Origin of the sequence: Chryseolinea sp. H1M3-3, from assembly GCF_029360725.1 — a bacterium.
Taxonomy (GTDB): domain Bacteria; phylum Bacteroidota; class Bacteroidia; order Cytophagales; family Cyclobacteriaceae; genus Chryseolinea.
On record NZ_JARKMY010000006.1, the window covers coordinates 41,790 to 65,557 of the forward strand.

Sequence of the window (23,768 nt, forward strand, 5' to 3'; positions counted from 1 at the left end):
CGTCTGTTAATTTCGCGTCATAATTTGGAAGCCATAAAAAATCATGTTCCTGAAAGGATGGAAGGGTGAAGAACGAGCATGTATTTCCGGATCGCACATTTATAAAACATCAGCTATACATAACGGAATCTACAACGCCCAATGAAAACAGTTCTACGACCTGCCCTCCTTTTATTAATGATGACCATTCCCTCTGGCGTATTTGCTGCTGACACCCCTGCAATTGACTCGGGCGCCGCAGCATGGATGCTAACATCTACCGCACTGGTTTTGCTTATGATTCCCGGTCTGGCAATGTTTTATGGAGGGTTGGTGAGGACTAAGAACGTACTTGGTACAATGATGCACAGCTTTACGGCGATGGGCATTATGACTGTTCTTTGGGTGATTTGTGGTTATGCTATGGCATTTGGACCTAATATTTTGGGTGGATGGTTTGGATGGAACTGGGACTACTTCCTATTGCAGGGCATTGACGATGTGATTTTGGAAGCAGGTATTCCCGAATACGTGTTTTCAATGTTCCAGGCAAAATTTGCAATTATTACACCCGCGCTTATAGCTGGTGCTTTTGCCGAACGAGTTTCTTACAAAGCTTATTGTTTTTTTATTGCTTTGTGGGGATTGTTAGTCTATAACCCATTATGTCATTGGGTCTGGGCGCCCGATGGGTTCTTATTTAATCTGGGACCAAAGGGGGCAATTGACTTTGCCGGTGGAACAGTTGTACATATATCGGCGGGTGTGAGCGGCTTGGTGGCGGCAATTTATTTAGGCCCGAGAAAATCGTTTCCTCATTTGCCAATGCGCCCGAGCAATTTAGTGATGACACTGATCGGCGCGGGACTGCTTTGGGTAGGATGGTTTGGATTCAACGCTGGAAGCAGTATCTCCAGCGGATTAAGCGCTGCTCAAGCACTCACAGCAACCCAAATTGCTGCGGCTGCTGGTGCAATTGCCTGGGTCATCATTGAAGGTGTACATCAGGGGAAAGCAACGGCATTGGGTTTTGTCAGTGGTATATTGGCTGGCCTCGTAGCAATAACACCGGCTGCTGGTGTTGTACAACCTGCTGGAGCTTTGGCGTTGGGGGCACTCGCGACGGTAATTTGTTACCTGGCTATTATTCTGAAAAACAAATTGGGCTACGATGATACATTGGATGCCTTTGGAATACATGGTGTGGGTGGTATAGTTGGGGCAATTTTCCTATCGTTTTTTATCCGCGATAGTTGGATGGCTGATGCGGCGTCAATTGCGGGCGGCTCCTGGACAGCATTTCAGCAGCTCGGCATCCAAGCACTCGCTGTGTTGATGGCCGTTGCATACTCGGCATTTGGTACTTTAGTGATTTTAGCCATATTGAACAGATTTACCAAAATAAGAGCTAACAGCGAGGCCGAAATGAAAGGGCTTGACAACTACTATCATGGGGAAAGAGGGTACGGCATGATTAATCCTAGCTAAGCTTAATCCTATATTCATTTCATTATTCCTACAAACGAACAAATCCATGAAACTCATTATAGCAATAATTCGCGAAAATCAATTAGACCAGGTCCGTGAAGCACTGATCGAAGCGGGCATAACCAGAATTACAGTGAGTCATGTGGCCGGTCATGGCCGAAGCAAAACAGAGGAAATCTACCGCGGGCAAATTGTTGTGCCAAATTTGGTCCCGAACTCTCGTCTGGAGATTGCTGTTAACGACGAATTTGTTGACGCAACATGCAACGCTATTATCAACGCTACTAAAGCAAATGATGATGGTTTGATTGGAAGCGGTAAAATCTTTATTACAAATCTTGAGGAGTGCATTCGCTTGAGAACCGGAGAACGAGGACAAGAAGCAATATAGGATCTTCTCTCAGTCGATCACTTTAATCAGCATTCCTTTATCCACCCGGTCCGTTAATTGCATACCGTTCAAGATAGCCACCTCCTCCAGTCGTTTTTCATTAGTACCCAAACTTCGTAAGGCTTCTGACAATGATGCATTTTGCTTTATTGTTTTAATCCGAATACGCTCCGGCTGTTTATTGATCTTCGAAGGATCGCTCAAAGTATTAAAATTCTGCATTGATGCTTTAAATGTTGGTGCGAATGAATTGAACAAGGGAATCGAAGTAACACCAATCATGGCATAAATATTTTTTCCGTGTTCAATTACATAAATTAACGTTCGCAGGCTTTGCTGTTCCTGCGAAGTCTGGTCAGCAACCATAGCAATCACCGGCAATCCGTTCACGTTATTTTTTTGAGATTCAACTAAAGTAAGCTGATAATTTTTTAACAACGCCTCTGCAGCCGCCTCTAACGATTGCCCTGGAGCAAATGTAAAAAGCATCATTGCCTTGCCATCCTTGGAGGCTAGTTGTACTTGTTCTGGAGTGTTTTGGATAGACCACTGTTGTGGAATAGGGAACTGAAATTTCAGACCTGGATGATAAAATATGTTATTTTCGACGAAGCCTTGTTTAGGGTCTTCACCATAGATAATTCCGTCAATCATTTTTAAATAACTTTCACGATTGACCTTAAGTGTTGTGGATTTTGTCTTCCTTTTCCAATCATCTGCAAGCTTCGCCACTTTGTTTTCCCGGTCGGCAGGATCAGGATGTGTTGAAAGAAATGTTGGAACTTCCTCACCTCCGGACTGCGATTGCAACCGATCTAAAGTTTGAAAGAAGCCAGCCATTTCGTGCGCATCATAATTTATTTTCGTACTATACTCCACTCCTAACTTATCGGACTGGCTCTCGGCATCTCTTCCAAATTTTAAAAACAAAAGACCAATCCCGTTTTGTGCCAAGTCCGCGAACTGCGCAAATTCAGGAGCGAGCGCCATTCCGGCTACCAACCCTATTTGAGCAAGCATGGCGTTACTGTATTGTTTTGCAGAATGCCGGGCGGTAATATGACCGATTTCATGCCCCAATACGCCTGCAAATTCTGCTTCATTGTTAAAATGGGCCATGATGCCTCTCGTAAAATAGACATAGCCACCCGGAACCGCGAATGCGTTTACAACCGGCGAATCGACAATTTTAAATTCATATTTCAAATCCTTACGGTGTGATATAGCGGCCATTTGCTGCCCCTTTTCTTCGATAAACTTTTGAAGATTTTTATCATCGTAAAGACCGAAAAATTTAATGATATCGGGGTCGGATTGCTGACCCATGGCAATTTCCTGACTTTCAGACAAAAGCATGAGATCTCGTTTTCCGGTCACGGGATTTTTTGCGCATGAATCAAGTAATAAAAACGCGGCGAGAATTATCAGTGTCTGCAAGATTTTTTTCATGTGTTGCCTTTATAAGAGAGGCACAAGTGGAGAAATAAAATCAAGCCAACGACGTAGCTATTTATTTTCGTTCACCCTAGTATTTCGCCATAAATTGTGAGGAAGAACTTCCACGCGAATGTGTAGAATAATATTCTTACCAATGTTTATTCCTTCGCTTGATTTTTTCAATCCAATCGTTCGCCTCCTTCATTTTTTTTATGTTTCCGCCGGCAAGATGTTCTTGCAACTTCTTGCTGATAGTTCCTTTGGAGGTTAAATGATAATTTCCACAATCTTCACAGCGGTACACGCCTATGGGGCCACTGCCAGATGAATATTCAAAAGTTACCCAGGCAGCCACCAAAGCTTCTTCCGCAAGAGATTCGGATGCATACATTTTCTTATGGCTTGGGCAAGTATTCAAAGCAAAACTCGCATTTATGATTCAATCGTTCATTAAGGAACGTGTTAAAATAAATATCTGTTCTAAATTAGCATTTTAAACCAAAGCAATGAAGAAAGCAGAAATCCACACCAAGAAAGGCGTTATGAAAATTAAATTTTTTGAAGAAGACGCGCCAAACACAGTGAAAAATTTTATTAGTCTGGCAGAAAAAGGTTTTTATGATGGACTAACTTTTCATCGGGTAATTCCAAATTTCATGGTCCAGGGAGGATGTCCAAATGGAATAGGTAATGGTGGCCCGGGTTATCACATCGATTGTGAATTAACAGGAAAGAACCAGTATCATGACCGTGGCGTAATTTCAATGGCACATGCAGGAAGAAACACGGGCGGGTCTCAATTTTTCATTTGCCACACGCGCGATACCACAAAACATCTGGATCGAAACCATACTGTGTTCGGAAAAGTTTATGAAGGTGTGGAAATTATCGATTCCATCCGGCAAGGCGACGTAATGGAAAAAGTGGTTATTCTTGATGAGAATTAATTAAAGAATCAAGTTTTTGTAACAAGTCAAAGTCTAAGACCATTGGCTTGTTACAAGAATCATCCATTAATATTGGTGGAAACCTTCTGATACAAAACCCAGCACTGTAGGCAGTGCGTTTCGCCAATAAGTCCAGGTGTGACCTCCATTGTTAATTCTAAATTCGTGTGGGATTTCTTTTTTCCGCATTGCAATATGAACCAGAGAATTACCTTCATAGAGGAAGTCATCATCGCCACAGTCAATATACCAGCGTACGGATTTTTTCTGCTCATCAGGCATTGCCTCCACCAGCGCCAATGCACTGTGCTTCTTATAATACGCCTCAATCTGCTCGTCGGTGCCTTTTACGTTTCGTTGTTCCAGCCATGCCTTTGCAGACTCAAGTGAAATCGGACCTGTAGAAGCACTCAACGGACATGCAGATGAAAATAACTCCGGATGGTGTAATGCATACATAAAAGATCCTCCTCCACCCATGGAAAGTCCGGCGACTGCACGAAACCGTTTGTCACCCTTTATCCGATAAGTTTTTTCAACAAAGGGCATGAATTCTTCAAAGAAAAAATCTTCGTAACGCCACTCACCTTTCAAATCATTAAAATATCCTCTTGTGCCAGTGTTAGCATCAGGCATAACAATGATCATTGGTGTTGCTCGGCCAGCCAATATTTCCCGGTCAGCGATCGTTAATACCTCACCAAACTGAACCCACCCCGTCTGGTCGTCTCCTCCTCCATGCAATAAATAAAGGACGGGGTAGCTACGCTGTGATATTTCATAATCAGGCGGTAGGTATACAGCATATTTTCTATTTCCTTTTAATATTTTACTTGGCAACGAGAGGTTATCGAATACTTTTCCACTCTGCGCAAGCACCAGGAATGGCAGGAAGAACAGGAGCGAAAGCATGAGTTTTGTTTTCATTAGCTGATGGTTTAGACGAAAATGATAAATAACATGGAGGTGAGCAAGCGGCAGTTTAATTTGATGAGCTTGCTCTCGACAGATGATAAGATTGGCATTATTTTTCTACGCCGTATGAAAAAACTTCTATGCGAGCAATTTGGACAGGAGCAATCGGATTTGGCTTGGTAAACATTCCGGTGAAATTATATAGTGCTGCGCAGCAAAGTGATCTCGACCTTGACATGTTAGACAAGAAAGATCACGCGCACATTAAATTCAAAAGAGTAAACGAAGAAACAGGAAAGGAAATTAGTTGGAATAACATTGTTAAAGCTTATAAATATAAGGGTGAATATGTTATCCTAAATGATAAGGATTTTGAACAGGCAAGCCCAAAGAAAAGCAAGTTCATCGAGATAGATGAATTCATAATGGAGGAAGAAATCGACAGCATTTATTTTGAAACGCCTTATTTTCTCGAGCCAGAGAAATCGGGTACGAAAGCTTATGCCCTTTTACGGGAAGCTCTTAAAAAAAGTGGGAAGGCAGGACTCGGAAGTTTTGTCCTTAGAAATAAAGAACATCTCTGCATTCTACGCCCTTATAAAAACGCCATCGTTTTAAATCGCCTGAGATTTGCAGAGGAGGTACGCGACCCCGGCGAATTGAGCTTGCCCGCTGGCAAAACGAAGGCAACCGAAATGAAAATGGCACTGAGTCTTATCGACCAACTTACCAAACCTTTTGATATCAAAAAGTTTAAAGACACTTATACTGCTGAATTATTAAAACTTATTAAGGAAAAGGCAAAGGGTAAAGAAATCAAGCATCAACCGTTGAAAGTCACTCACCGTAAAACGAAGGATCTTATGAGCCAACTAAAAGCCAGCTTGAAGAAGGCATCATAGCAATAAATAACGCGTAGATAGAAGAATTATACCCTTTCGATAAAAATCTTGATCTATGATGATTGCAGTCATGACCCCAGGTTAACCGTCGCTGTACCTTTTCATCGTCTTGATTAGGGAGGCATGTCCGGTCAGGTCAGGATGGGTAGAGATAATTATCGTAACAGATAAAAAACTAATCATCTGGAATCAGAAACAAAAACTGGGTTTGATCAAGGAGGTATCCCTGATTAAGAAAGACCCAATAGAATAACTGTTTTAAAAGGCACTAAACTATTTGGTCCGAAAGCGGGGTAATCCCGCTTTTGTTTTTTTACCCCGGTGTATTACCTTTTTAGATATCTCTGAATTTGATGACGAGGGTCATTTAATTGATAAAACGAAATGCCCTACCTTCGCTGGAAATTAATTGTTAAGGGAATAAAATGAGTCTGTTAAGGAACATTTTTAATAGATTATGCAGGTAAATCGTTTTGATAGGCTCGGCGTAGGGTTAATATTGGTGTTGGGAATTTTCTTTTTGGAATATTTCGGCCATTTAGGAAACATATCTTATTTAATAGTTGCACTTTATCTTTTAAGATACACGGGGGCATTTCGGCATGTTATTTATCTCGGAGTCATTTCCACGATAGCGATACTAACTGGACATTTTATAACACATAACAGCTCAGATTTTAATAGTCTAATCAATCCTCTACTTTCCCTGTCGCTTCCATGGTTAGCAGTGTATGCAAATTCCAGATTTAAAAAATACGATAAAGATCAAATGGTGAAGCGTGAGTTGATCCAATCACTTACAATTCAAAAGGATGATGCATTAAAAAAATTAGAATCAGTTTCTGGGAATCTACTGCGGCAAGTTGATGAAAAAAGACTAATCGAAAAAGAATTGGTCAAACGGAAAACGTTGCAAGAGGCGATGGCTCATAATTTTCCCGATGGCGTTATTTGCGTGCTCAATACCGACATGAAGTTTATATTGGCAGATGGTGGTGAAATAAAAGAATTGGGATTGGCAAGAAATAGTAAGAAAAGCGAAAATACTGCGCTCAACTTAGCCGGTATACCAGAACTTCAAAATGCCTTCAAAGGCGAGCAAGTGTCCATGGAAATAAAAATTAATAATAAATCCTATACGCTGAATGCGGTACCTATCCCAGACACCAATAGGGTTATCAACGAGGTCCTGGTAGTTATTAGAAATATTACAGATCAGAAAAATCTGGAGAATAATCTGATCAAAGCACTGGAAAGAGAAAAGGAACTCAACGCTTTGAAATCACAATTTGTGACAATGGCTTCCCATAAATTCCGAACGCCGCTAAGCACCATCCTTTCCTCAGTCTTTCTTCTTGAAAATTATACTGATGCGGATTATGAATTGGAAAAGACAGCTTTCTTTGACAAAATAAAAAGATCCGTCCATAATCTTACAGCCTTGCTTAACGATTATCTATCACTTGGTAAATTGGAAGAAGGCAAGCTAAAGGTTACCTATACAGAGACTAACGTCAAAGCTTTCTTTGATGAGTTTCTACAGGAGATTGGATCCATAAAAAAGGTAAAGCAGAAAATTCATTTTACGCATGATGGAATAGACTGCACTGTGATGACGGACAAGTTCCTGCTCAAAAATATCCTGACAAATTTGCTTTCAAATGCCATTGAATACTCCCCTCATGACGCTGAGATACAGCTATCAGCTGAACTCAAAAAAGACACCTTAAAGATTCGTGTGACCGACCAGGGTATCGGTATCCCCGAAAATGAACAGCATCAAATTTTTAAACGTTTCTACCGCGGACAGAACGCCAATAACGTTGAAGGAACCGGATTGGGACTGAATATTGCCAAGAAATACATACGCCTTTTAAAAGGCACCATCGAATTTACTAGCCAGCTTAACAAAGGCACCACTTTTATTGCCATTATTCCTGTAATGAATATAAATGTTTTAGAAAAACAAGCTTAATATAGCATCCTGAATGACTATCAAATTTTATGAAATATACCGTATTGTTGATTGAAGACAATCAGGAGATGGCTGAGAACATCTGTAGTATATTGAAGCTTGCTCATTACAACGTTTTAAGTGCCCCAAATGGCAAAATAGGGGTCGAAATTGCACAACAAAAGCATCCTGATCTCATATTATGCGATGTGATGATGCCCGAACTGGATGGATATGGGGTATTGCACATCCTTAATAACGACCCGGAAACCGCTCATATCCCTTTCATTTTCTTAACTGCGAAGGCTGATAAAAACGACTTGCGGATGGGCATGAACTTAGGGGCCGATGACTACATCACCAAGCCATTTGAAGGTCATGACCTATTGAAGGTTGTTGAAATAAGGCTAAAGAAAAATGAATCACTTAAAGCCAACGTGAAGAATGACCTTTACGATGTTAATACATTTTTCAATAAGGCAAGAGAACTAAAGGAATTTCAAAAGCTTTCCGAAAACAGGCCTGCGCGCATATTCAAGAAAAAGGAATTTGTTTTCATGGAAGGTCAGACTCCCTCCGATCTTTATTTCATCATAAGTGGGGAAGTGAAAACCTATAAGGCGAATTACGATGGAAAAGAACTAATTACCGGTATTCATTCCGCTGGGGATTTCCTGGGCTATGTTCCCCTGCTTGAAGAAAAACAACACAACGAAAGTGCAGAAGTGTTGGAAGAAGCAGAAATCTCCATTATCCCTAAACAGGATTTTCTTACGGTAATTTATTCCAGCAAAGACATTGCAAGGAAATTTATCAAGATGCTGTCGAATAACCTGATGGAGGCTGAAAACCGTCTCTTGGATTTGGCCTATCAATCAGTTCGTCAACGCGTTGCAGGTGCTTTGCTTAAAATATACAATCAGCATAATGTCCCGAACAAAAAGGAAATTATCACCATTGCAAGAAAAGATATTTCCAATATGATCGGTACGGCTACCGAATCTCTAAACCGAACCCTTGCTGACTTTAAAGATGAAGGTCTCATTGAAATTTCAGATGAGGGCATTAAGATCAAAGAAAAGGCAAAGCTTGAGCATTTGGTAATGGTTTTTGCCAACAAAATTTCGAAAATGCGGTAGCAATTTCCGTTCACTGTTTGTTACACTGCAGGGTTAGAAATCGATTGTGAAAATTTTAAAAGCTTATTCTGCATTGCAGATTAAAATATATTCAACCTTTTTTCAGGTATTAACTCGTCCAACGAGGTTTTGAAAGCCGTTTTACCCTTGTCCAACATTCTGGTTTTCAAATTGTTAATTAATCATTGAGGTTCCGCTCACGGAGCTTCGCAATCAGATGAGAAAGATTTTGCGAACCGATGATTTTGGTCATCCAAAACGAGTATTGCACCGTATATTTTTACATCATGTTTGGCTTTAAAATCATTTTTTATGGAAGATAAATATTATTCGCGCCTGATCAAGATGATGGTATTTATCCTAGATTTTTATCTCATCTCTTTAGCGTTTTCACTAACCAAGAAATTAGGGTTCACGTCTGGAATACCCACCAATCAAGAAACTTCATTTTTTGTAATCTTTAGCCTTGTCTGGGTAATCGCGGGCTTTCTAAATGAGATTTATCGTATTAATAAATTTAGCTTAATCAGAAGCATAAGCATTAGCTTATTTGGAACGCTACTAGCACATTTTTGCTTACTAAGTATTATTTTATACACGACGAAATCCTATCAGCTTAATGTTCAATTTTTACCTTTTGTTTATTTGCTGACTGCGGCATTCTTCATCGGTTCTAGAGTAGTTTATAAACTTACGTGGAAGTACTTCGAGTTCTCCGGATTCGATCAACGCCAAGTAATCATCATTGGGGCTACCCGCTCAGGGAGAGCTCTTTATAATTTCTTTGAATCACACGATTTTTCGAAATACAATTTCAAAGGATTTTTTGATGATAATCCAGATCCACTTTTGGTTCACAAAGAATTGGTAAAAGGTAAAATCAAAGATGTAACTGCTTTCTGTTTAAAAGAAAACATCGATGAAATCTACTTCGCTTTGCCTCCTGGAAATGATGAGTTATTAAAGGAAATCTCAAAATTTGCTGATGATAACTTTATCTACTTAAGAATTACTCCAGATCTGGGTGAAGCAGTAACAGACAAGTACAACGTATTCATGTTGGATTCAATCCCGGTATTGACAACCAGGAGAGAGCCTCTAGGCGTGACGTTAAACGCTTGGTTGAAGAGAGGTTTTGATATCGTGTTTTCTAGCCTGGTAATCCTGCTTATCTTCCCCATTATCGTTCCGATCATTGCAATAGCCATTAAGTTGGATTCCCCTGGGCCGATTATTTTCAAGCAATTACGCCAAGGCAAAAAGAACAAACTGTTTGAATGCTATAAATTCAGAACAATGTATGTTAATAATAACTCCGAGCGGCAGGCAACCAAAGACGATCCAAGAGTTACAAAGGTTGGTCGCTTTTTGAGAAAATCGAATTTGGATGAAGTACCTCAGTTTGTTAATGTGCTTATGGGTAACATGTCGGTTGTAGGTCCTAGGCCACACATCAGTGCGCAACAGGAACAATATTCAAAAACTATCCAAAAATACAAGGTGAGACATTTTGTGACGCCAGGTATAACCGGGTACGCACAGGTAAATGGTTTCCGTGGAGAGACAAAGGAAGTTGGCCTGATGGAAAAACGCGTTGAGTATGATGTGAATTACATGGAAAATTGGAGCCTTTCTTTAGATATCAAGATCATATTTTTGACAGTATGGAATATGGTAAACGGTGAGAAGAGTGCTTATTAACAAAGCCATTGGCTTACTCGTTTCGATTTGAGCTTTCTAAATATCTTGGTTGGAACGAGCTTTCTTAAATAGTGTTTTACAAACGCCTCCACGAGAAATGGTGAAAGAAAATATTTTTACGTTCCCTATATCAATAGGATCCTATAAAAGGTTTATTAATGAGATCTTTTATCTCGCTGAAAGCAAACCCTCGTCATACGTGTGTTTTGCAAATGTCCACATGACGATAGAAGCGTACGAGGACAACGATTTCAACTCAGTAGTAAAAAATGCTGATATCGTCGCTCCGGATGGACAACCGTTATCTATTTTTCTAAAGTACCTGAAGAATATTAACCAGGAACGGGTATGCGGCATGGATGTTTTTCCTGATCTGCTAAGAGAAGCAGCTGCGAGAGGAAAATCTGTTTTCTTCTACGGAACAACGGATGATGTTCTGGCGAAAATCGCTGCAAAAGCCAGTCGTGAATTCCCAGCGCTTAATATTTGTGGCTTGTATTCGCCCCCTTTCAGAAAGCTTTCAAGCGACGAGAAAGCCGGAATCATTAATCGTATCAACGAATCTAAGGCGGACTTAATATTTGTTGCGTTGGGATGTCCTAAGCAAGAACGCTGGATGGCCGAACATAAGGGTAAAATTCATGGATGCATGCTAGGACTTGGACAGGCTTTTCATGTGTATGCCGAAACCGCGAAACGCTCACCAGCATGGATGCAAAGATTCTCCTTAGAGTGGGCTTACCGCCTATACCTTGAACCAGGAAGGCTTTGGAAGAGATACTTCTATACCAATACTTACTTCCTGCTTCTCACCTTCAAATACTTTATCCATTCTAGAATGGGAAGTGTAACTGCTAGAACCGCCAACAAATTTCATTAAGCGACGGTATCCTTGTGAATGCTTCGCAGCGAAAAGCGATGCAATCTGTAAAAGATAAGTCGTGATTGATTTGTAGGTATATTTATCTTTGGCCAGACCCCTGGTCACTGATTCAATGCAATAGAGCAATAGAACCAAGCAAGCAAGACCACTGGGTCTTAAAGACTCGATTCATCACACCCCAATTGCCTTTGATTCGCAAATAGCTTAGCAAATACAAGATTGTCTCTTAGGGGAAATCTTTAGTTCAAACAAACGGAATTTTTACAATCTCCTTTGCTCTACAACCTCTTTTTTGCCCAATCGGCCACGGTTTGTCCAATGGCAAGAGAAGAGGTAGCTGCCGGCGACGGTGCGTTGCACACATTGATCACTTGCTTGTCTTCCACTATTAAAAAGTCATCAAGGAGTCCGCCAGTTCGATCGCATGCCTGTGCTCTCACCCCTGCGCCACCAACAATTAAATCCTCTTCTCGGATTTCAGGCATAAGCTTTTGAAGAGCTTTTGTAAATGCTGCTTTGGAGTAAGATCGGTGCATCTCACCCAAGCCCGTGCGCCAGTATTTTGAAACTATTTTTCGGAAACCGGGCCACATTAACGTTTCACTCAACTCAGAGATGTTTACGTCTGATTTCTTGTAGCCTTCCCTAGCAAAAGCAAGGACGGCGTTGGGGCCACATTCTACCCCCCCTCCGACCATAGTCGTAAAGTGAACTCCTAAGAATGGGAAGTTAGGATCGGGAACAGGATAAATTAATGTCTTGACTAAATATTCCTTTTCCTTTCGCAATTTATAATACTCACCCCTGAAGGGAATAATTTTTACATCCACGTTGGGAGAAGTAAGTTTGGCAATCTTGTCTGAATAAAGCCCAGCACAATTTACAATCAACTTTCCTGTATAGGTAGATTTCTGAGTAACAACACTGACTTCACTACCCCCCAACTTAATATCATTTACTTTTTCACCCAATTTTAATTCTCCGCCTTGCTGTTGCAACACCTCAGCATATTTTTCAGCAACAACCCGATAGTCGACGATGCCAGTTTGAGGCACATGTATCCCAGCTATTCCAGCAACGTGAGGCTCATATTCCTTTAGCTGCTCTGCATTAAGCATCTTTAAGTTTGGTAGCCCATTTTGCTGTCCACGATCGAAAATCGTTTTTAAGAGTGGAAGTTCTTTCTCATCTGTGGCCACGATAACTTTGCCGCAGAGGTTAAAAGGCACGCCATTCTTCTGACAAAAATCAATGAGCAAATTATACCCATGGATGCAATTTTTCGCCTTGAGGCTACCTGGTTTATAGTAGATACCCGAATGTATTACATTGCTGTTATTCCCAGTTTGATGGTTCGCTACCACCGGTTCCTTCTCAATAACTACAACCTTTAACTTTGGATTTTGGGTTTTAAGTTGCAAGGCCGTGGCGAGTCCTACAGCACCACCGCCTACAATGATAACATCGTATTGCACAGAAATTTTTTTGTGTGAAACTAGCGATTAAAATGATTATAAAAAGTGCAAAGTATCTGAAAATTGCACATCAACCTTCAGATACTTAAGCAAAAATACGTTTACTTGGTTTGATTTCTTCAGGCAGTTACTTTAAAGTACTCATTTTGCTCTTGCCTTAGCTTGTCGCTGAATCTTCCTTCTGGGAGAATAACATCGTCATAAGTCAATACCTGGTCTTTAGCGATATCACGTTTCAATACACATCCTTCTGAAAGCCCCATTGGTAACAGACGCTGTTCTCCGGTGATCTCCGCCGTTTCGCATTGTCCATAGGTCATATAGAATCCAATGCCATCGAGTTTTTGCCCTGCTTTAAGATCTATTTTAGCAGTTGTTACAACTTCTACCAATGGTGCACCAAGCGGCGTAATCGCTGCATCGTTAAAAAGTACGGCCCTTGCGCACGTCATCGGAACCTCAAAATGACAAAGGTGGTATGGTGTATAGAACAGGTATAAAGGCCCCTCGCCTAACTTGTACAAGTTTAAATAATGTTTTTGTAACGGATGGTCATGTGTACCAAGAACATAGACACCAGGACCTGGTTCGGCGCCAACGCAATAATCCACAATGCCTGGACCTGAGGTTAAAACATCCAACGGGTATTTACTCATGATTTCCTTTAACGGAGTGCCTGTGGGCACAGTAGGCCCAAACATACCGCGCTGTCCGATTGTCATTCCAGTTGCATTAGCTACGATAGCTTGCTCGAAAGAAATCTTGGTGCCGTCTGCAAATGAAGTAACCATTGCGGGGTTCTGTCCCCACTTTTTTGCGAATCCCTCTTGTGTGGTCGGATTTCTATAAGGATCCTGCAGCCCTTTGATGTTTCCGCATAACACCGGCTTCACACCTATGCCTTTTACAAATCGGAACAAATTCATTTGAACCCCAGGTTGATCACCATCGGCGTTCGTAATTACAACGCCTGCCTTATCCGCATGGACCTTTAGAATCGCGCCTACTGTTCCATCGAGCTCAGCGTCCATGATGACGACATGCTTTTTATTTTTGATCGCTTCATATACTACCCTGGAGCTAAATTCAACCGCGCCTGTAACTTCAACCAAAACGTCAATGTTCTCGGCTTTGCACAGCAGAAAAGGGTCTTCAGTGATGGAGTACTTTCCTTTTGCTATTCGGTCTTCCAATTCAGCTTGTGTGTTAACAATTTGAAAATCGTTAATACCAGCTTCTCGATAAGCCCGCTTGGATCCTTCAACACTCCGATTATAAATGGCTACCAGCTCCATGCCGGGAACGGAGTTTGCTATTTGCAATACAATTCCTCTTCCCATAAATCCTGCGCCAACCAGGCCTACCCTTATCGGATTTTTTTCTTCATGGCGTTTGGCGAGCGCGGTATCTACAATAATCATAGCGTGAAATTTTTAAGTTGGGCTTTTATTTTAATTTAAATAGTTTTTCATCAAACAATGGATGGCTTTTATCTTTATCCGACACAACATCGGCCTTAATGGGCCACTGAATATTAAAAGCCGGATCATCAAATTTTATTCCTGCTTCTGCTCCTGGCGTATAATATTCTGTTACCATATAATGCACGGAAGTATGGTCCTTAAGCGTGATAAATCCATGTGCAAATCCCTCGGGGACATAAAGCATTCTAAAACTTTCTTCTGTTAATTCTACCCCTATCCATTGTTTAAAAGTAGGTGAATCAGGCCTGATGTCAATAATAACGTCGTATATCGCACCCGATGTGCATCGTATGGTTTTACTTTCCATATAAGGTGCTACCTGATAATGCATTCCCCGAATCGTACCTTTAACTTTGTTATAAGATACGTTCGCTTGCACGGCGTTTGGATTTAAGCCGTGTTCCTGAAATTCCTTTTTACACCAAGCGCGTCCAAAAAATCCGCGTTCATCTTCGAGCCGTTTAACATCAATGATGAAAGCTCCCTTTAATTTAGTTTCAGTAAAGATCAATTTACCCTCCGCTTTTTTTGTTTGATATTTTTTTAAATTATTTCTGCCACTTCAAATCGCTGTTCAATTGAGATGAACTTTGCAAAGATGTAAGCACTTTAAGTCTCATCAGTTTCGAATCTCTGAAATCAGCATCGCCGAATTTCATTTCCTCTAGACCTTTCTTAAGATCTTTAATGGTTGTGATCAGATCGAACTTAGGTTGATGATTTGGCGCTATCTTTTTATATAAATCAAAGTTTACGCGATAAGATCTTTTATCTGGAGGAGCGTCAGTATTAATAGAAACTTTAACACCGGGGATAACGGAGGCAACGGCTTCAGCTAAATCTTTAACTTGATAGTTCCATGCCTCGCTTCCAGTATTCACGGCTAAAAACTCACCAAGTGATGCCGATCTGCCAATAGCCCAATCGATAGCAATCGCCATGTCTTTAACATTTATTAATGGCCTCCACGGCGTTCCGTCGCTTAGTATGGTAATGTGCTTTGATGCAAGTGCACAGGCAACAAAATCATTCAACACAAGGTCCAATCTCAAACGAGGGCTCATTCCACATGCCGTAGCAAATCGTAAGCAGGTAACCGTAAAGTTTTTATCCGCTAACGGTCTTAAGTCCTGCTCGGTAAACACCTTGGAACGCGCATATGCCGTCAAAGGGTTGAGTGTAGAATCTTCTGTTTTAGCACCGTCACTTGCTGCTCCATACATGCTGCAGCTCGAAGCAAACACGAAAGATTTTACGCCTAATTCTTTGGCTTTTTTTGCAAGCTTAATGCCCGATTTATGGTTAACGTCCAGGGTGACTTCTTCGAACTTCGTACCCATCGGGTCATTCGAGATTGCAGCTAAATTTACAACAACATCTGCCCCTTCAAGTACACTGTCAGGGACGTTACGTATATCTCCGAAATATTGGTGGTCAAGTTTTCTTTCAGGTAAATAATCAACATTGGTAAGACAACTTGCAAAGAAGCCGGTATCATAGCCAATTAAAGTTCCAGTAGGGTAAGTTTCTCTAAGTCGTTCAATAACACCTGGGCCAACGTAACCCATGTTTCCAAAAATGATGATCTTCATAGCAAAAATTTATAAAAGGGTTAAAAGATTTAGTTGTGGTGGACTACCATTTTTTCCAGGGAGCTTTTCCCGACTTCCAAAGTTCTTCGAGATAATGTTTATCGCGGAGTGTGTCCATTGGATGCCAGAATCCAGAATGCTTGAAAGCGGCTAGATTTCCCGAAGATGCTAACGCTTCCAACGGCTCACGCTCCCAAGTGGTAGTATCGTCTTTTATTAGATCTATAACTGAAGGCTCGCACACAAAAAATCCTCCATTAATCCACGGTGACTCGCCAGTTAGAGGCTTTTCTTGAAAATTTGAAACTTTAACGTCTTCACTTCCCAATGTGAAAGCACCAAATCGACCTGGTTGTTGTACAGCTGTTAATGTAGCTTTTGTCCCTTGACTTTTATGGAAGGCAATTAGTTTTGAAATATCAATATCACATACACCGTCACCGTACGTCAAGCAGAATGTCTCGTTACCTATAAAATCTTTTACACGCTTAAGACGTCCGCCTGTCATTGTATCTTCACCCGTATCCACCAGTGTTACTTTCCAAGGTTCAGAAAAAGCATTGTGAACTGCCATCTTGTTGTATTTCATATCGAAAGTAACATCAGCAGTATGAAGAAAGTAATTTGAGAAATACTCTTTGATAACGTAAGATTTATAACCACAACATATGATGAAATCATTGATTCCATAGTGTGAATAGATTTTCAGGATATGCCAAAGGATAGGTTTGTGACCAATTTCAACCATTGGCTTAGGCCGGACGCCACTCTCTTCACTAATTCTGGTACCGAATCCACCAGCAAAAATTACTGCTTTCATACTTTAGTTTAAGTTAAACAAACGCTTTTTATGCACGAACAATATTTACTGCAAACAAATAACATCTGAATACCACAACCAATGATTCGCATCATGCCTTTGCTGGATTGAAATCATTCATGTGGTATAACAATGGTTTTCGGTAGCACATTTTTTCAATTAAAAGGTCTTTTAATTAATCTTTTAATTTTACCACCAATGGTTAAAGGAAAAATTTTTGCATAATAGCCCAAGAAAATACCTGTAAACGACGAAACGGCTAACGTCAGTTTGGGTACTGCAGGCATAGCCAGAAATATCTTTGAGTTCTGCATCACTTCCAAAAACGCGTCGCATGCCATCTTAAGATGAGGAAAATTTCCTGCGAATTCGGAATCACCCATAGCCTTAGCGTATTGTTTAAAGGATCTAGAGGTTCCTCCAAAGTTTTTGTTATATCCAACAAAATCAAAATTCTTTATTTTACCTAAGTATGCGAGGTTAGCGATAAAGTGATAGTCGTTTCCAATGACGTTTCTTAGTGTTATATTTTCAGTTAAGGATCTCTTCATCATTCCATGAATCATTCCTCCGTGCACCACTTTAAAGTAATAACCTGCTGCTCGGATCCATGATGAGCCTTGCTCAAAAGTAAAACCTCGTTCATAAAAATGTGTATCCTTGTTAGCATACCAATATTTAATTTCACCAGAGACAAGTGAATAATCCGGATGACTCTCCAAAAATTCCACGTATTTTTCTATGATTCCTGGTTCTAGCTTGTCGTCATCGGCAACCCACATAAAATACTTTCCCTGGGCTTTTCTCAAGGTAAACATGAAGTTTGGAATCATCCCGATATTTGACTTTTGTCGATAATAACTGATTTGTGGATGATTTTCGCAAAAGGATTGAATTACTTCCTGGGTGTTGTCTGTAGAACAATTATCTGAAATAATGACTTCTATATTAGGATACTGTTGTTCCCAGATAGAGTCCAGTGTTCTTTTAATTCCGTAATTTCTGTTATAAGTAGGAATACCGATGCTGACCAACGGGTATTCATTTTTATTAATCATATTCAATTTCTACTGTTTAACCGCTGGGTTTTTACGCAGCAGCAACTGGGTGTAAATATCGAGTAAAATCGTATAGTTCTTTTCAGGCGTATATAAATCCATGTAAGTTTTTCGTGCATTTTGTGAGAGTTTTTGGGCAAGATCAGGGTCCTCGTTTATCAAATTTATTTTGTCGACCATATCTTGCGGATTTCCCGGTTCGAAATGTAACCCATTTTCATGATCCTGAACAATCTCTGCCATGGAACCCAACTTTGAAGCAATTACTGGTGTACCAGCAGAAAACGCTTCTAAAAGCGTCATTGAGAACCCTTCATAACAAACAGAAGGGAACAGCAAGGCTCTGCATCGCTTTAAATAATCCATAATTACTGGTTTTTGCTGAAATCCCAAATACGTGACGTTGGGTTTCGCGCGTATAGCGCTTTGAACTTGGTCCTTTAAAGGTCCATCGCCAATAATCACCAGTTTGAAAGTACCAAGGTTAAGGGATTCCAGAATGGTAAGAATTCCTTTCTCCTCTGATAGCCTGCCAACAATTAGAAAAAAATCTTCCCTCGCTTTTTGAGCGTACCCATTGTCCTCTACGAAATTAGGTTTTACAGCAAACTGATCTTCCGAAACGCGCAGGATAGAATCCTTAAATTTCTTTTGAGCAAATTCAGTAAGGACAATAAACTTATTAACCTTGTTTCTCCATGTTCCAATAAGATTGTGAAATGTTGTAATAACGGCCAGGCCAGCCGTTTGAAGTCTTGAGTTCCGATATACTCCCTTTAAAATGCCATCCCAGGGTATAATACTATGTATGTTTTTTTCATATATTTTCCCATGGAAATACAATACTGCTGTTGGACATATTAGCCTAAAATTATGAAGGGTTACAACGACTGGGATATGCTTTCTCTTGGCTACGTAAAAAATTGAAGGCGACGCGAGTGGAAAAAAATTATGCACATGAATTATATCCGGCGAAAAACGCGCAATCACTTTCTCTAGTTCTTTGGCACTTTGTGAATTATAAATCCCTCTCAACACCAATAAAAATTTTTCAAAAGCTCCTTTAATTTCTTTGTTGTCAAATATCAATTGTTCAACCTTGTGACCATGTTTTGATAACATATCAGATTCAATCTGAAATACCGAGTCTTCTCCGCCCTGGAATTGATATTTATTATGGATCATTAATATTTTCATAATCGCGAAGGCATTAAATAATCTCCGCGATTAACCCCACTTCTAATAACCGCTCGGCGGCTTCTTCAATTAACTGCAAATTCAATTTGCTGCGTGTTTGAATGTCCAGCAAAGTATGTTTACCATCTGAAAAGCTGAGCACCCATAGCAATGCCATTTGAAATTCTTTATGATCGTTATTTCCACCGCGTAAGTTATACAGCCCCCTTTTGCCAAGTTGAGGCTCGCACTTTGGGTTCAAGTTAACGAACTTCTTGCTATTCTCGAGTTTCAAAACAATCTCCTTTGTGACGCTTAAAGATTCTTCTAAGCAAAATGGTTCTATTAAATCCAGATTATCTGCGGAAGTATGGTATTCTGGATACTGGCCGTACGTGGTTCGCGATAAACACCCAACGGGTAAATTAAAACCGGGCGAACAATATTGTCTCTCATCATAACCATAAGGTATGAAATCAATTATTCGGTTCTCATTGTTCATTGATTTCAACACGTGTGTAGTTACACGGTCTATTTCTGCAGAATCTTGCCTTGATTTTTTGTAGGTAAATTTACCACTATCACCCAGAAGCGACAGCACGAGACCATGCTTAATCCTGGATACTTTATTTTCATTAATGGAGAGCCACGCAATTGCGCCTATTGTTCCCGGTATAAAAACAAAGCGATATGAATACCGTAGGTTTAACTGGGATAAATGGTGTGCCAGGAAAGCCGCCACACTAATGCCCGAAAGGTTATCATTTGCCAATGAAGGATGGCAAATGTGCGTCGATATCAAAACCTCGTCAGTTGTTGCTCCCGGAATATAGTACTCGCCATACGTAAGCGATCCGGGTTGAAGACTAGAATCTATAAAAACTTCATAGATATCATCTGTCAAATCCAGAAATTGATTATAGCTGATACAAAAACCCCAATCTTCCTTATAGTAGGAGGTCCGATAAGGAATCCATTCAGGATGTTCTGGAAGATAAAATAAATGGGACTTAAGTTCTTCCAAGGAAACTTTTGCGTGAATAGGGGCGCTATAGTTCAATACATGAAGATTCGAATTAGAAAAGTCTACTATCTTCTCTCCTTTTGAGTTTTTAATGTATGCCTCCCTGATGCTCCACTCCTTGGGAATTTCCCAATCGAACACTTTCGTGCCTGACGGGACCTCATGCACTTGAAGCGGAATGATTTTATTAATAATCTCCAGTGTTTTTCTTACTCCGTCACCGGTAATACTTCTGCAAATTGGAAACATATCTTCTATCAAAGAATACATTTCATTACCAACCCCCAGGGTATTTGCGGATTTTTGCATTGAATTTCTTACTGTAAATAACATCGCTTTTAAAAACTTACTTTCTTCACATGGAATGCTTCGGCATATCTTGTTGGGGAAGCTATCTCCAACCCTCTTACTCTTAAAAGCGACACGAACGTTTCATTGTCAAACCAATGTTTTTGTTTTTGAGAAACATAATAATTCAACAACGCTTTAATCTTTTTTGTGACGTATCGTTCTTCCAAAGTAATAAAAAAATTAGGGTGGCCCAGATCACCGTCATATTTGGGGATTTCATATTCAAGGACAAGATGGTTCCGAAAAATATTCCATGTCAGTTCGCTCAACAATTTATGATCTTGATGGAGGTCATGGCGGTGATGCGTGAAAATTAAATCAGGAGAAAAGTTGTTCTTAATTGAAACGAGTACATTCTTAATCTCAGATTTACTTTCGTTGAGTATAGTGTCTTCAAAGTTCAACACTACAATCTCTTTTGATTCGACGCCACGTAGAAAAAACTCAGCACAGTCTATTGCTTCTTTTTTTCGTTCCGCTGTGGAGGCAAAGACAACCCATTTTACGTGTTCTATTTTGTTCTCTTCCACCAATCTCAGCAACGTACCTCCACATCCAATCTCTATATCATCGCAATGCGCTCCCAGCAGTAACAGATTTAACTTTTTACTATTCCCAAAGTCAACAGAAAGCATGATTAAGCAACACGTTTTTGTGAACTACTACTCTTCCACACTTCCCAAGGTGCATCTCCTCTGGCATACATGTCATCTAACATCTGTTTTTCCTTAAAAGTGTCCATTGTAAAAAATGAGCCGGAATATGGATAAGCAGCAAGTTGTTTCTTGGCAATCAGCCTTTGCATCGGTTCTTCTGCGAGATCTTCCCCTGGCTTGATATAGTCAAAAATTTCTTTCTTGAAAATAAAATACCCAGCATTGATCCAAACACCGAATAGCTTGTTGAGCGAACAAAGCTCTTGCACGTTATTATCTCGGTCCATAGAAGCGACGTGGAACGTTCGTGACGGCTTTGATGACATGAGCATCCCTATTTTATCAAGTTGCTTAAAGCGCTCTATCATTTGGGGAAGTGGCAGATCAGTCAGGCCGTCAGAATAATTAGCCAAGAAAACATCTTCTCCTTCTAAATATTTTTCTACAGCCTTTAATCGCTCACCAATATTGGCAGTAACTCCAGTATCTGCGAAGGTAATTTTCCAATCGTCAATGTCCTTGTTGAGCAAATCAAGTTTTGCCCCACCTTTGGTGAATACAAAGTCATTGGAGACGTACTCGCTGTAGTTAATAAAGTAATTTTTAATTTCATCCGCCTGATGGCCCAAGCACAAAATGAAATCCTTGTGCCCGTAATGAGCGTAATATTTCATGATGTACCAAAGAATTGGCCGGTATCCGATTGGAACCATTGGCTTAGGAATTTTGTCTGAATACTCCCGCAGCCTCATACCCTGACCCCCGCAAAATAATACGACTTTCATGCGATAAAAATTTAAGGTTATAACTAAAAAAAATTGGGGGTTGCTTAGCTATACAATGTATTCTCTATGAAGCTTTTTTAAATCTGTGAATCAACCAAAGCGGGTCATAGACTTTTATTTCGGGAATAGGAACAACAAATTTTCCGCCCCATTCTTGAATAAAAGACATTGAGTCCATAATTTCTTCCTTCAAATTCCAGGGAAGTATAAATACATAATCAGGCTTGGTCTCTCTTATTTTGTTAGGTTCGTAAATCGGAATTAACGTGCCTGGCAAAAAATTACCTTGCTTATGCGGATTTCTATCTACTGTGTAATCAATGAAATCTGTTCGTATACCGCAATAATTCAGAAGTGTATTTCCCTTACCTGGGGCTCCATAGCCCGCGATTTTTTTTCCATCGTTTTTAGCACGAATTAAGAAATCAAGAATCTTCCGCTTAGTGCTTCTCACTTTTTCTTCAAAGGCTTTATAATAACTTAAGTTAGATAGGCCCGCCTCATCTTCTCTTTTTAAGAGTTCCTTCACCCTAAAAGAAATGAGTTTGGAATCATCTTCGATGTGTTTTGCATAAATCCTGAGGGATCCGCCGTGAGTAGGCAATTCTTCAACATCAAATATTTGAAGTCCATGATATTGAAAGATTCTGTCCACAGACATAAACGACAAGTACGAAAAGTGTTCGTGATAGATCGTATCAAACTGATTGCGCTCAACCAGTCGAAGAAGATGTGGGAATTCCATTGTTATCAGACCTTTGGAATTTAAGAATATCTTCATACCCGAAACAAAATCGTTTATGTCAGGAACGTGTGCTAATACATTATTCCCTATAAGCAGATCGGCGTTACCATACTTTTCGAATAACGTGGTGGCTGTACTACATCCAAAAAATTTTGTTTCTGTCCGAATGCCTTTTTTAGTAATGGCATATTCTGCAACGTTGGCGGCCGGCTCTATCCCTAAAACAGGTATTCCTTTTTCGACGAAATATTGCAATAAATAACCATCGTTGCTGGCAATTTCAGCAACAAGACTTTGTTGGTTGATTTGGAATTTCCCTACTACCTGCTCCGTGTACCGCTTCGCATGTTGCAACCACGAATCAGAATATGACGAGAAATATGCGTAGTCGTTAAAAATTGCAGAAGGAGCGACAAATTCCTCTAGTTGAACCAGGAAACAATTTTCACATACATATGCGTGAAGCGGATAGAATGCCTCCATCCTATTTAGCTCCTCTGGTTTAACATGATCCTGACACAAAGGAGACATGCCTAAATCTACGAAAGTGTGTTGTAATGGTGTTTGGCAAAATCTACACTTGCCCGCTGTCTGTAAGTTTCCCATATGCTTAAAAAATCTATTAGGAATGGTTAAAAAACTACTTAGGTAACCTTCTCGGCTTAATTATTTTATCTTTTATAACTAACTTTTATCGTGTTTGACCTCACAAACATATTTATCTTGAAGCATCGAATGAATGATGAAAATCTATTACTCACGTGATTCTAATCATTAACTTAAAAGCCAAAAGGAATGTATTTCAACTATCTGATAAGTAATTACTTAGAATATAGATTAGGTTTTTTTAACTGGAGAAAGAGGTG

At 40.1% G+C, this 23,768-nt stretch carries 22 protein-coding genes; 8 read left to right on the forward strand and 14 right to left on the reverse strand.

Annotated elements, in window-relative coordinates:
* The first annotated feature begins 141 nt into the window (after window positions 1-141).
* Window positions 142-1,467, forward strand: a complete 1,326-nt coding sequence (locus P2W71_RS14465; protein ID WP_276371978.1) for an ammonium transporter — start codon at window positions 142-144, stop codon at window positions 1,465-1,467.
* 46 nt (window positions 1,468-1,513) lie between these two features.
* Window positions 1,514-1,858 carry a P-II family nitrogen regulator gene (locus P2W71_RS14470; protein WP_276371979.1) on the forward strand — a complete coding sequence of 115 codons (345 nt, stop codon included), beginning with the start codon at window positions 1,514-1,516 and terminating at the stop codon, window positions 1,856-1,858.
* Between the two features lie 9 nt (window positions 1,859-1,867).
* Here P2W71_RS14470 and P2W71_RS14475 read toward each other — a convergent pair whose 3' ends face one another.
* Together P2W71_RS14475 and P2W71_RS14480 are read right to left on the reverse strand one after the other, a co-directional pair.
* On the reverse strand, window positions 1,868-3,307 hold the full coding sequence (locus tag P2W71_RS14475; RefSeq protein WP_276371980.1) for a M48 family metalloprotease: 1,440 nt from the start codon (window positions 3,305-3,307) through the stop codon (window positions 1,868-1,870).
* A gap of 136 nt (window positions 3,308-3,443) precedes the next feature.
* A complete protein-coding gene (locus P2W71_RS14480) occupies window positions 3,444-3,686 on the reverse strand; it encodes a hypothetical protein (RefSeq protein ID WP_276371981.1) in 243 nt (80 codons plus the stop codon).
* Between the two features lie 115 nt (window positions 3,687-3,801).
* On the opposite strand from P2W71_RS14480, the gene P2W71_RS14485 reads away from it, so the two are divergent.
* Window positions 3,802-4,242, forward strand: a complete 441-nt coding sequence (locus tag P2W71_RS14485) for a peptidylprolyl isomerase (RefSeq protein ID WP_276371982.1) — start codon at window positions 3,802-3,804, stop codon at window positions 4,240-4,242.
* Window positions 4,243-4,308: 66 nt separating this feature from the next.
* Here the strand turns inward: P2W71_RS14485 and P2W71_RS14490 are convergent, their stop codons facing one another.
* Complete coding sequence (locus P2W71_RS14490; protein WP_276371983.1) at window positions 4,309-5,169, reverse strand: alpha/beta hydrolase-fold protein; 861 nt, start codon at window positions 5,167-5,169, stop codon at window positions 4,309-4,311.
* 128 nt (window positions 5,170-5,297) lie between these two features.
* Between P2W71_RS14490 and P2W71_RS14495 the strand changes: the two genes are divergently transcribed.
* The 5 genes from P2W71_RS14495 to P2W71_RS14515 all read left to right on the forward strand — a co-directional run bounded on the left by P2W71_RS14495 (window position 5,298) and on the right by P2W71_RS14515 (window position 11,733).
* The gene (locus P2W71_RS14495; RefSeq protein WP_276371984.1) at window positions 5,298-6,059 is read left to right on the forward strand and encodes a Ku protein; all 762 of its coding nucleotides are present in this window, start codon (window positions 5,298-5,300) and stop codon (window positions 6,057-6,059) included.
* 457 nt (window positions 6,060-6,516) lie between these two features.
* A complete protein-coding gene (locus P2W71_RS14500) occupies window positions 6,517-8,034 on the forward strand; it encodes a HAMP domain-containing sensor histidine kinase (protein WP_276371985.1) in 1,518 nt (505 codons plus the stop codon).
* Window positions 8,035-8,063: 29 nt separating this feature from the next.
* Window positions 8,064-9,152, forward strand: coding sequence for a response regulator (locus tag P2W71_RS14505; protein WP_276371986.1), 1,089 nt, complete (start codon window positions 8,064-8,066; stop codon window positions 9,150-9,152).
* Between the two features lie 312 nt (window positions 9,153-9,464).
* Window positions 9,465-10,853, forward strand: coding sequence for an undecaprenyl-phosphate glucose phosphotransferase (locus P2W71_RS14510; RefSeq protein ID WP_276371987.1), 1,389 nt, complete (start codon window positions 9,465-9,467; stop codon window positions 10,851-10,853).
* A 49-nt stretch (window positions 10,854-10,902) separates the two neighbouring features.
* A complete protein-coding gene (locus P2W71_RS14515; RefSeq protein ID WP_276371988.1) occupies window positions 10,903-11,733 on the forward strand; it encodes a WecB/TagA/CpsF family glycosyltransferase in 831 nt (276 codons plus the stop codon).
* Window positions 11,734-12,014: 281 nt separating this feature from the next.
* On the opposite strand, the gene lhgO is transcribed toward P2W71_RS14515, so the two are convergent.
* From lhgO to P2W71_RS14570, 11 genes are all read right to left on the reverse strand, one after another.
* The gene (lhgO, locus tag P2W71_RS14520; RefSeq protein ID WP_276371989.1) at window positions 12,015-13,211 is read right to left on the reverse strand and encodes an L-2-hydroxyglutarate oxidase; all 1,197 of its coding nucleotides are present in this window, start codon (window positions 13,209-13,211) and stop codon (window positions 12,015-12,017) included.
* A 119-nt stretch (window positions 13,212-13,330) separates the two neighbouring features.
* A complete protein-coding gene (locus P2W71_RS14525; RefSeq protein WP_276371990.1) occupies window positions 13,331-14,632 on the reverse strand; it encodes an SAF domain-containing protein in 1,302 nt (433 codons plus the stop codon).
* A 25-nt stretch (window positions 14,633-14,657) separates the two neighbouring features.
* A complete protein-coding gene (gene rfbC, locus P2W71_RS14530) occupies window positions 14,658-15,206 on the reverse strand; it encodes a dTDP-4-dehydrorhamnose 3,5-epimerase (protein WP_276371991.1) in 549 nt (182 codons plus the stop codon).
* Window positions 15,207-15,243: 37 nt separating this feature from the next.
* Entirely contained in the window at window positions 15,244-16,287 is a 1,044-nt protein-coding gene (locus P2W71_RS14535) for an SDR family oxidoreductase (RefSeq protein WP_276371992.1), read from the reverse strand.
* A gap of 43 nt (window positions 16,288-16,330) precedes the next feature.
* Entirely contained in the window at window positions 16,331-17,107 is a 777-nt protein-coding gene (gene rfbF / locus P2W71_RS14540) for a glucose-1-phosphate cytidylyltransferase (RefSeq protein WP_276371993.1), read from the reverse strand.
* A 155-nt stretch (window positions 17,108-17,262) separates the two neighbouring features.
* Window positions 17,263-18,165 (reverse strand): glycosyltransferase family A protein, encoded by a 903-nt coding sequence (locus P2W71_RS14545; RefSeq protein WP_276371994.1) that lies wholly within the window; start codon window positions 18,163-18,165, stop codon window positions 17,263-17,265.
* 9 nt (window positions 18,166-18,174) lie between these two features.
* Window positions 18,175-19,362, reverse strand: a complete 1,188-nt coding sequence (locus P2W71_RS14550; RefSeq protein ID WP_276371995.1) for a glycosyltransferase family 4 protein — start codon at window positions 19,360-19,362, stop codon at window positions 18,175-18,177.
* A gap of 13 nt (window positions 19,363-19,375) precedes the next feature.
* Complete coding sequence (locus P2W71_RS14555) at window positions 19,376-20,674, reverse strand: DUF4910 domain-containing protein (protein ID WP_276371996.1); 1,299 nt, start codon at window positions 20,672-20,674, stop codon at window positions 19,376-19,378.
* 29 nt (window positions 20,675-20,703) lie between these two features.
* Window positions 20,704-21,351 carry a PIG-L deacetylase family protein gene (locus P2W71_RS14560; protein ID WP_276371997.1) on the reverse strand — a complete coding sequence of 216 codons (648 nt, stop codon included), beginning with the start codon at window positions 21,349-21,351 and terminating at the stop codon, window positions 20,704-20,706.
* 2 nt (window positions 21,352-21,353) lie between these two features.
* Window positions 21,354-22,157, reverse strand: a complete 804-nt coding sequence (locus tag P2W71_RS14565; protein WP_276371998.1) for a sugar phosphate nucleotidyltransferase — start codon at window positions 22,155-22,157, stop codon at window positions 21,354-21,356.
* A gap of 64 nt (window positions 22,158-22,221) precedes the next feature.
* Entirely contained in the window at window positions 22,222-23,508 is a 1,287-nt protein-coding gene (locus tag P2W71_RS14570; RefSeq protein WP_276371999.1) for a class I SAM-dependent methyltransferase, read from the reverse strand.
* Window positions 23,509-23,768: the final 260 nt, after the last annotated feature.

What these genes read in the sequence shown, in the direction of transcription:
- P2W71_RS14465 (WP_276371978.1), top strand. Translation starts at nt 142, where the DNA reads ATGAAAACAGTTCTACGACCTGCCCTCCTTTTATTAATGATGACCATT.
- P2W71_RS14470 (WP_276371979.1), top strand. Translation starts at nt 1,514, where the DNA reads ATGAAACTCATTATAGCAATAATTCGCGAAAATCAATTAGACCAGGTC.
- P2W71_RS14475 (WP_276371980.1), bottom strand. Translation starts at nt 3,307, where the DNA reads ATGAAAAAAATCTTGCAGACACTGATAATTCTCGCCGCGTTTTTATTA.
- P2W71_RS14480 (WP_276371981.1), bottom strand. Translation starts at nt 3,686, where the DNA reads ATGTATGCATCCGAATCTCTTGCGGAAGAAGCTTTGGTGGCTGCCTGG.
- P2W71_RS14485 (WP_276371982.1), top strand. Translation starts at nt 3,802, where the DNA reads ATGAAGAAAGCAGAAATCCACACCAAGAAAGGCGTTATGAAAATTAAA.
- P2W71_RS14490 (WP_276371983.1), bottom strand. Translation starts at nt 5,169, where the DNA reads ATGAAAACAAAACTCATGCTTTCGCTCCTGTTCTTCCTGCCATTCCTG.
- P2W71_RS14495 (WP_276371984.1), top strand. Translation starts at nt 5,298, where the DNA reads ATGCGAGCAATTTGGACAGGAGCAATCGGATTTGGCTTGGTAAACATT.
- P2W71_RS14500 (WP_276371985.1), top strand. Translation starts at nt 6,517, where the DNA reads ATGCAGGTAAATCGTTTTGATAGGCTCGGCGTAGGGTTAATATTGGTG.
- P2W71_RS14505 (WP_276371986.1), top strand. Translation starts at nt 8,064, where the DNA reads ATGAAATATACCGTATTGTTGATTGAAGACAATCAGGAGATGGCTGAG.
- P2W71_RS14510 (WP_276371987.1), top strand. Translation starts at nt 9,465, where the DNA reads ATGGAAGATAAATATTATTCGCGCCTGATCAAGATGATGGTATTTATC.
- P2W71_RS14525 (WP_276371990.1), bottom strand. Translation starts at nt 14,632, where the DNA reads ATGATTATTGTAGATACCGCGCTCGCCAAACGCCATGAAGAAAAAAAT.
- P2W71_RS14535 (WP_276371992.1), bottom strand. Translation starts at nt 16,287, where the DNA reads ATGAAGATCATCATTTTTGGAAACATGGGTTACGTTGGCCCAGGTGTT.
- rfbF (WP_276371993.1), bottom strand. Translation starts at nt 17,107, where the DNA reads ATGAAAGCAGTAATTTTTGCTGGTGGATTCGGTACCAGAATTAGTGAA.
- P2W71_RS14545 (WP_276371994.1), bottom strand. Translation starts at nt 18,165, where the DNA reads ATGATTAATAAAAATGAATACCCGTTGGTCAGCATCGGTATTCCTACT.
- P2W71_RS14550 (WP_276371995.1), bottom strand. Translation starts at nt 19,362, where the DNA reads ATGAAAATATTAATGATCCATAATAAATATCAATTCCAGGGCGGAGAA.
- P2W71_RS14555 (WP_276371996.1), bottom strand. Translation starts at nt 20,674, where the DNA reads ATGCAAAAATCCGCAAATACCCTGGGGGTTGGTAATGAAATGTATTCT.
- P2W71_RS14560 (WP_276371997.1), bottom strand. Translation starts at nt 21,351, where the DNA reads ATGCTTTCTGTTGACTTTGGGAATAGTAAAAAGTTAAATCTGTTACTG.
- P2W71_RS14565 (WP_276371998.1), bottom strand. Translation starts at nt 22,157, where the DNA reads ATGAAAGTCGTATTATTTTGCGGGGGTCAGGGTATGAGGCTGCGGGAG.
- P2W71_RS14570 (WP_276371999.1), bottom strand. Translation starts at nt 23,508, where the DNA reads ATGGGAAACTTACAGACAGCGGGCAAGTGTAGATTTTGCCAAACACCA.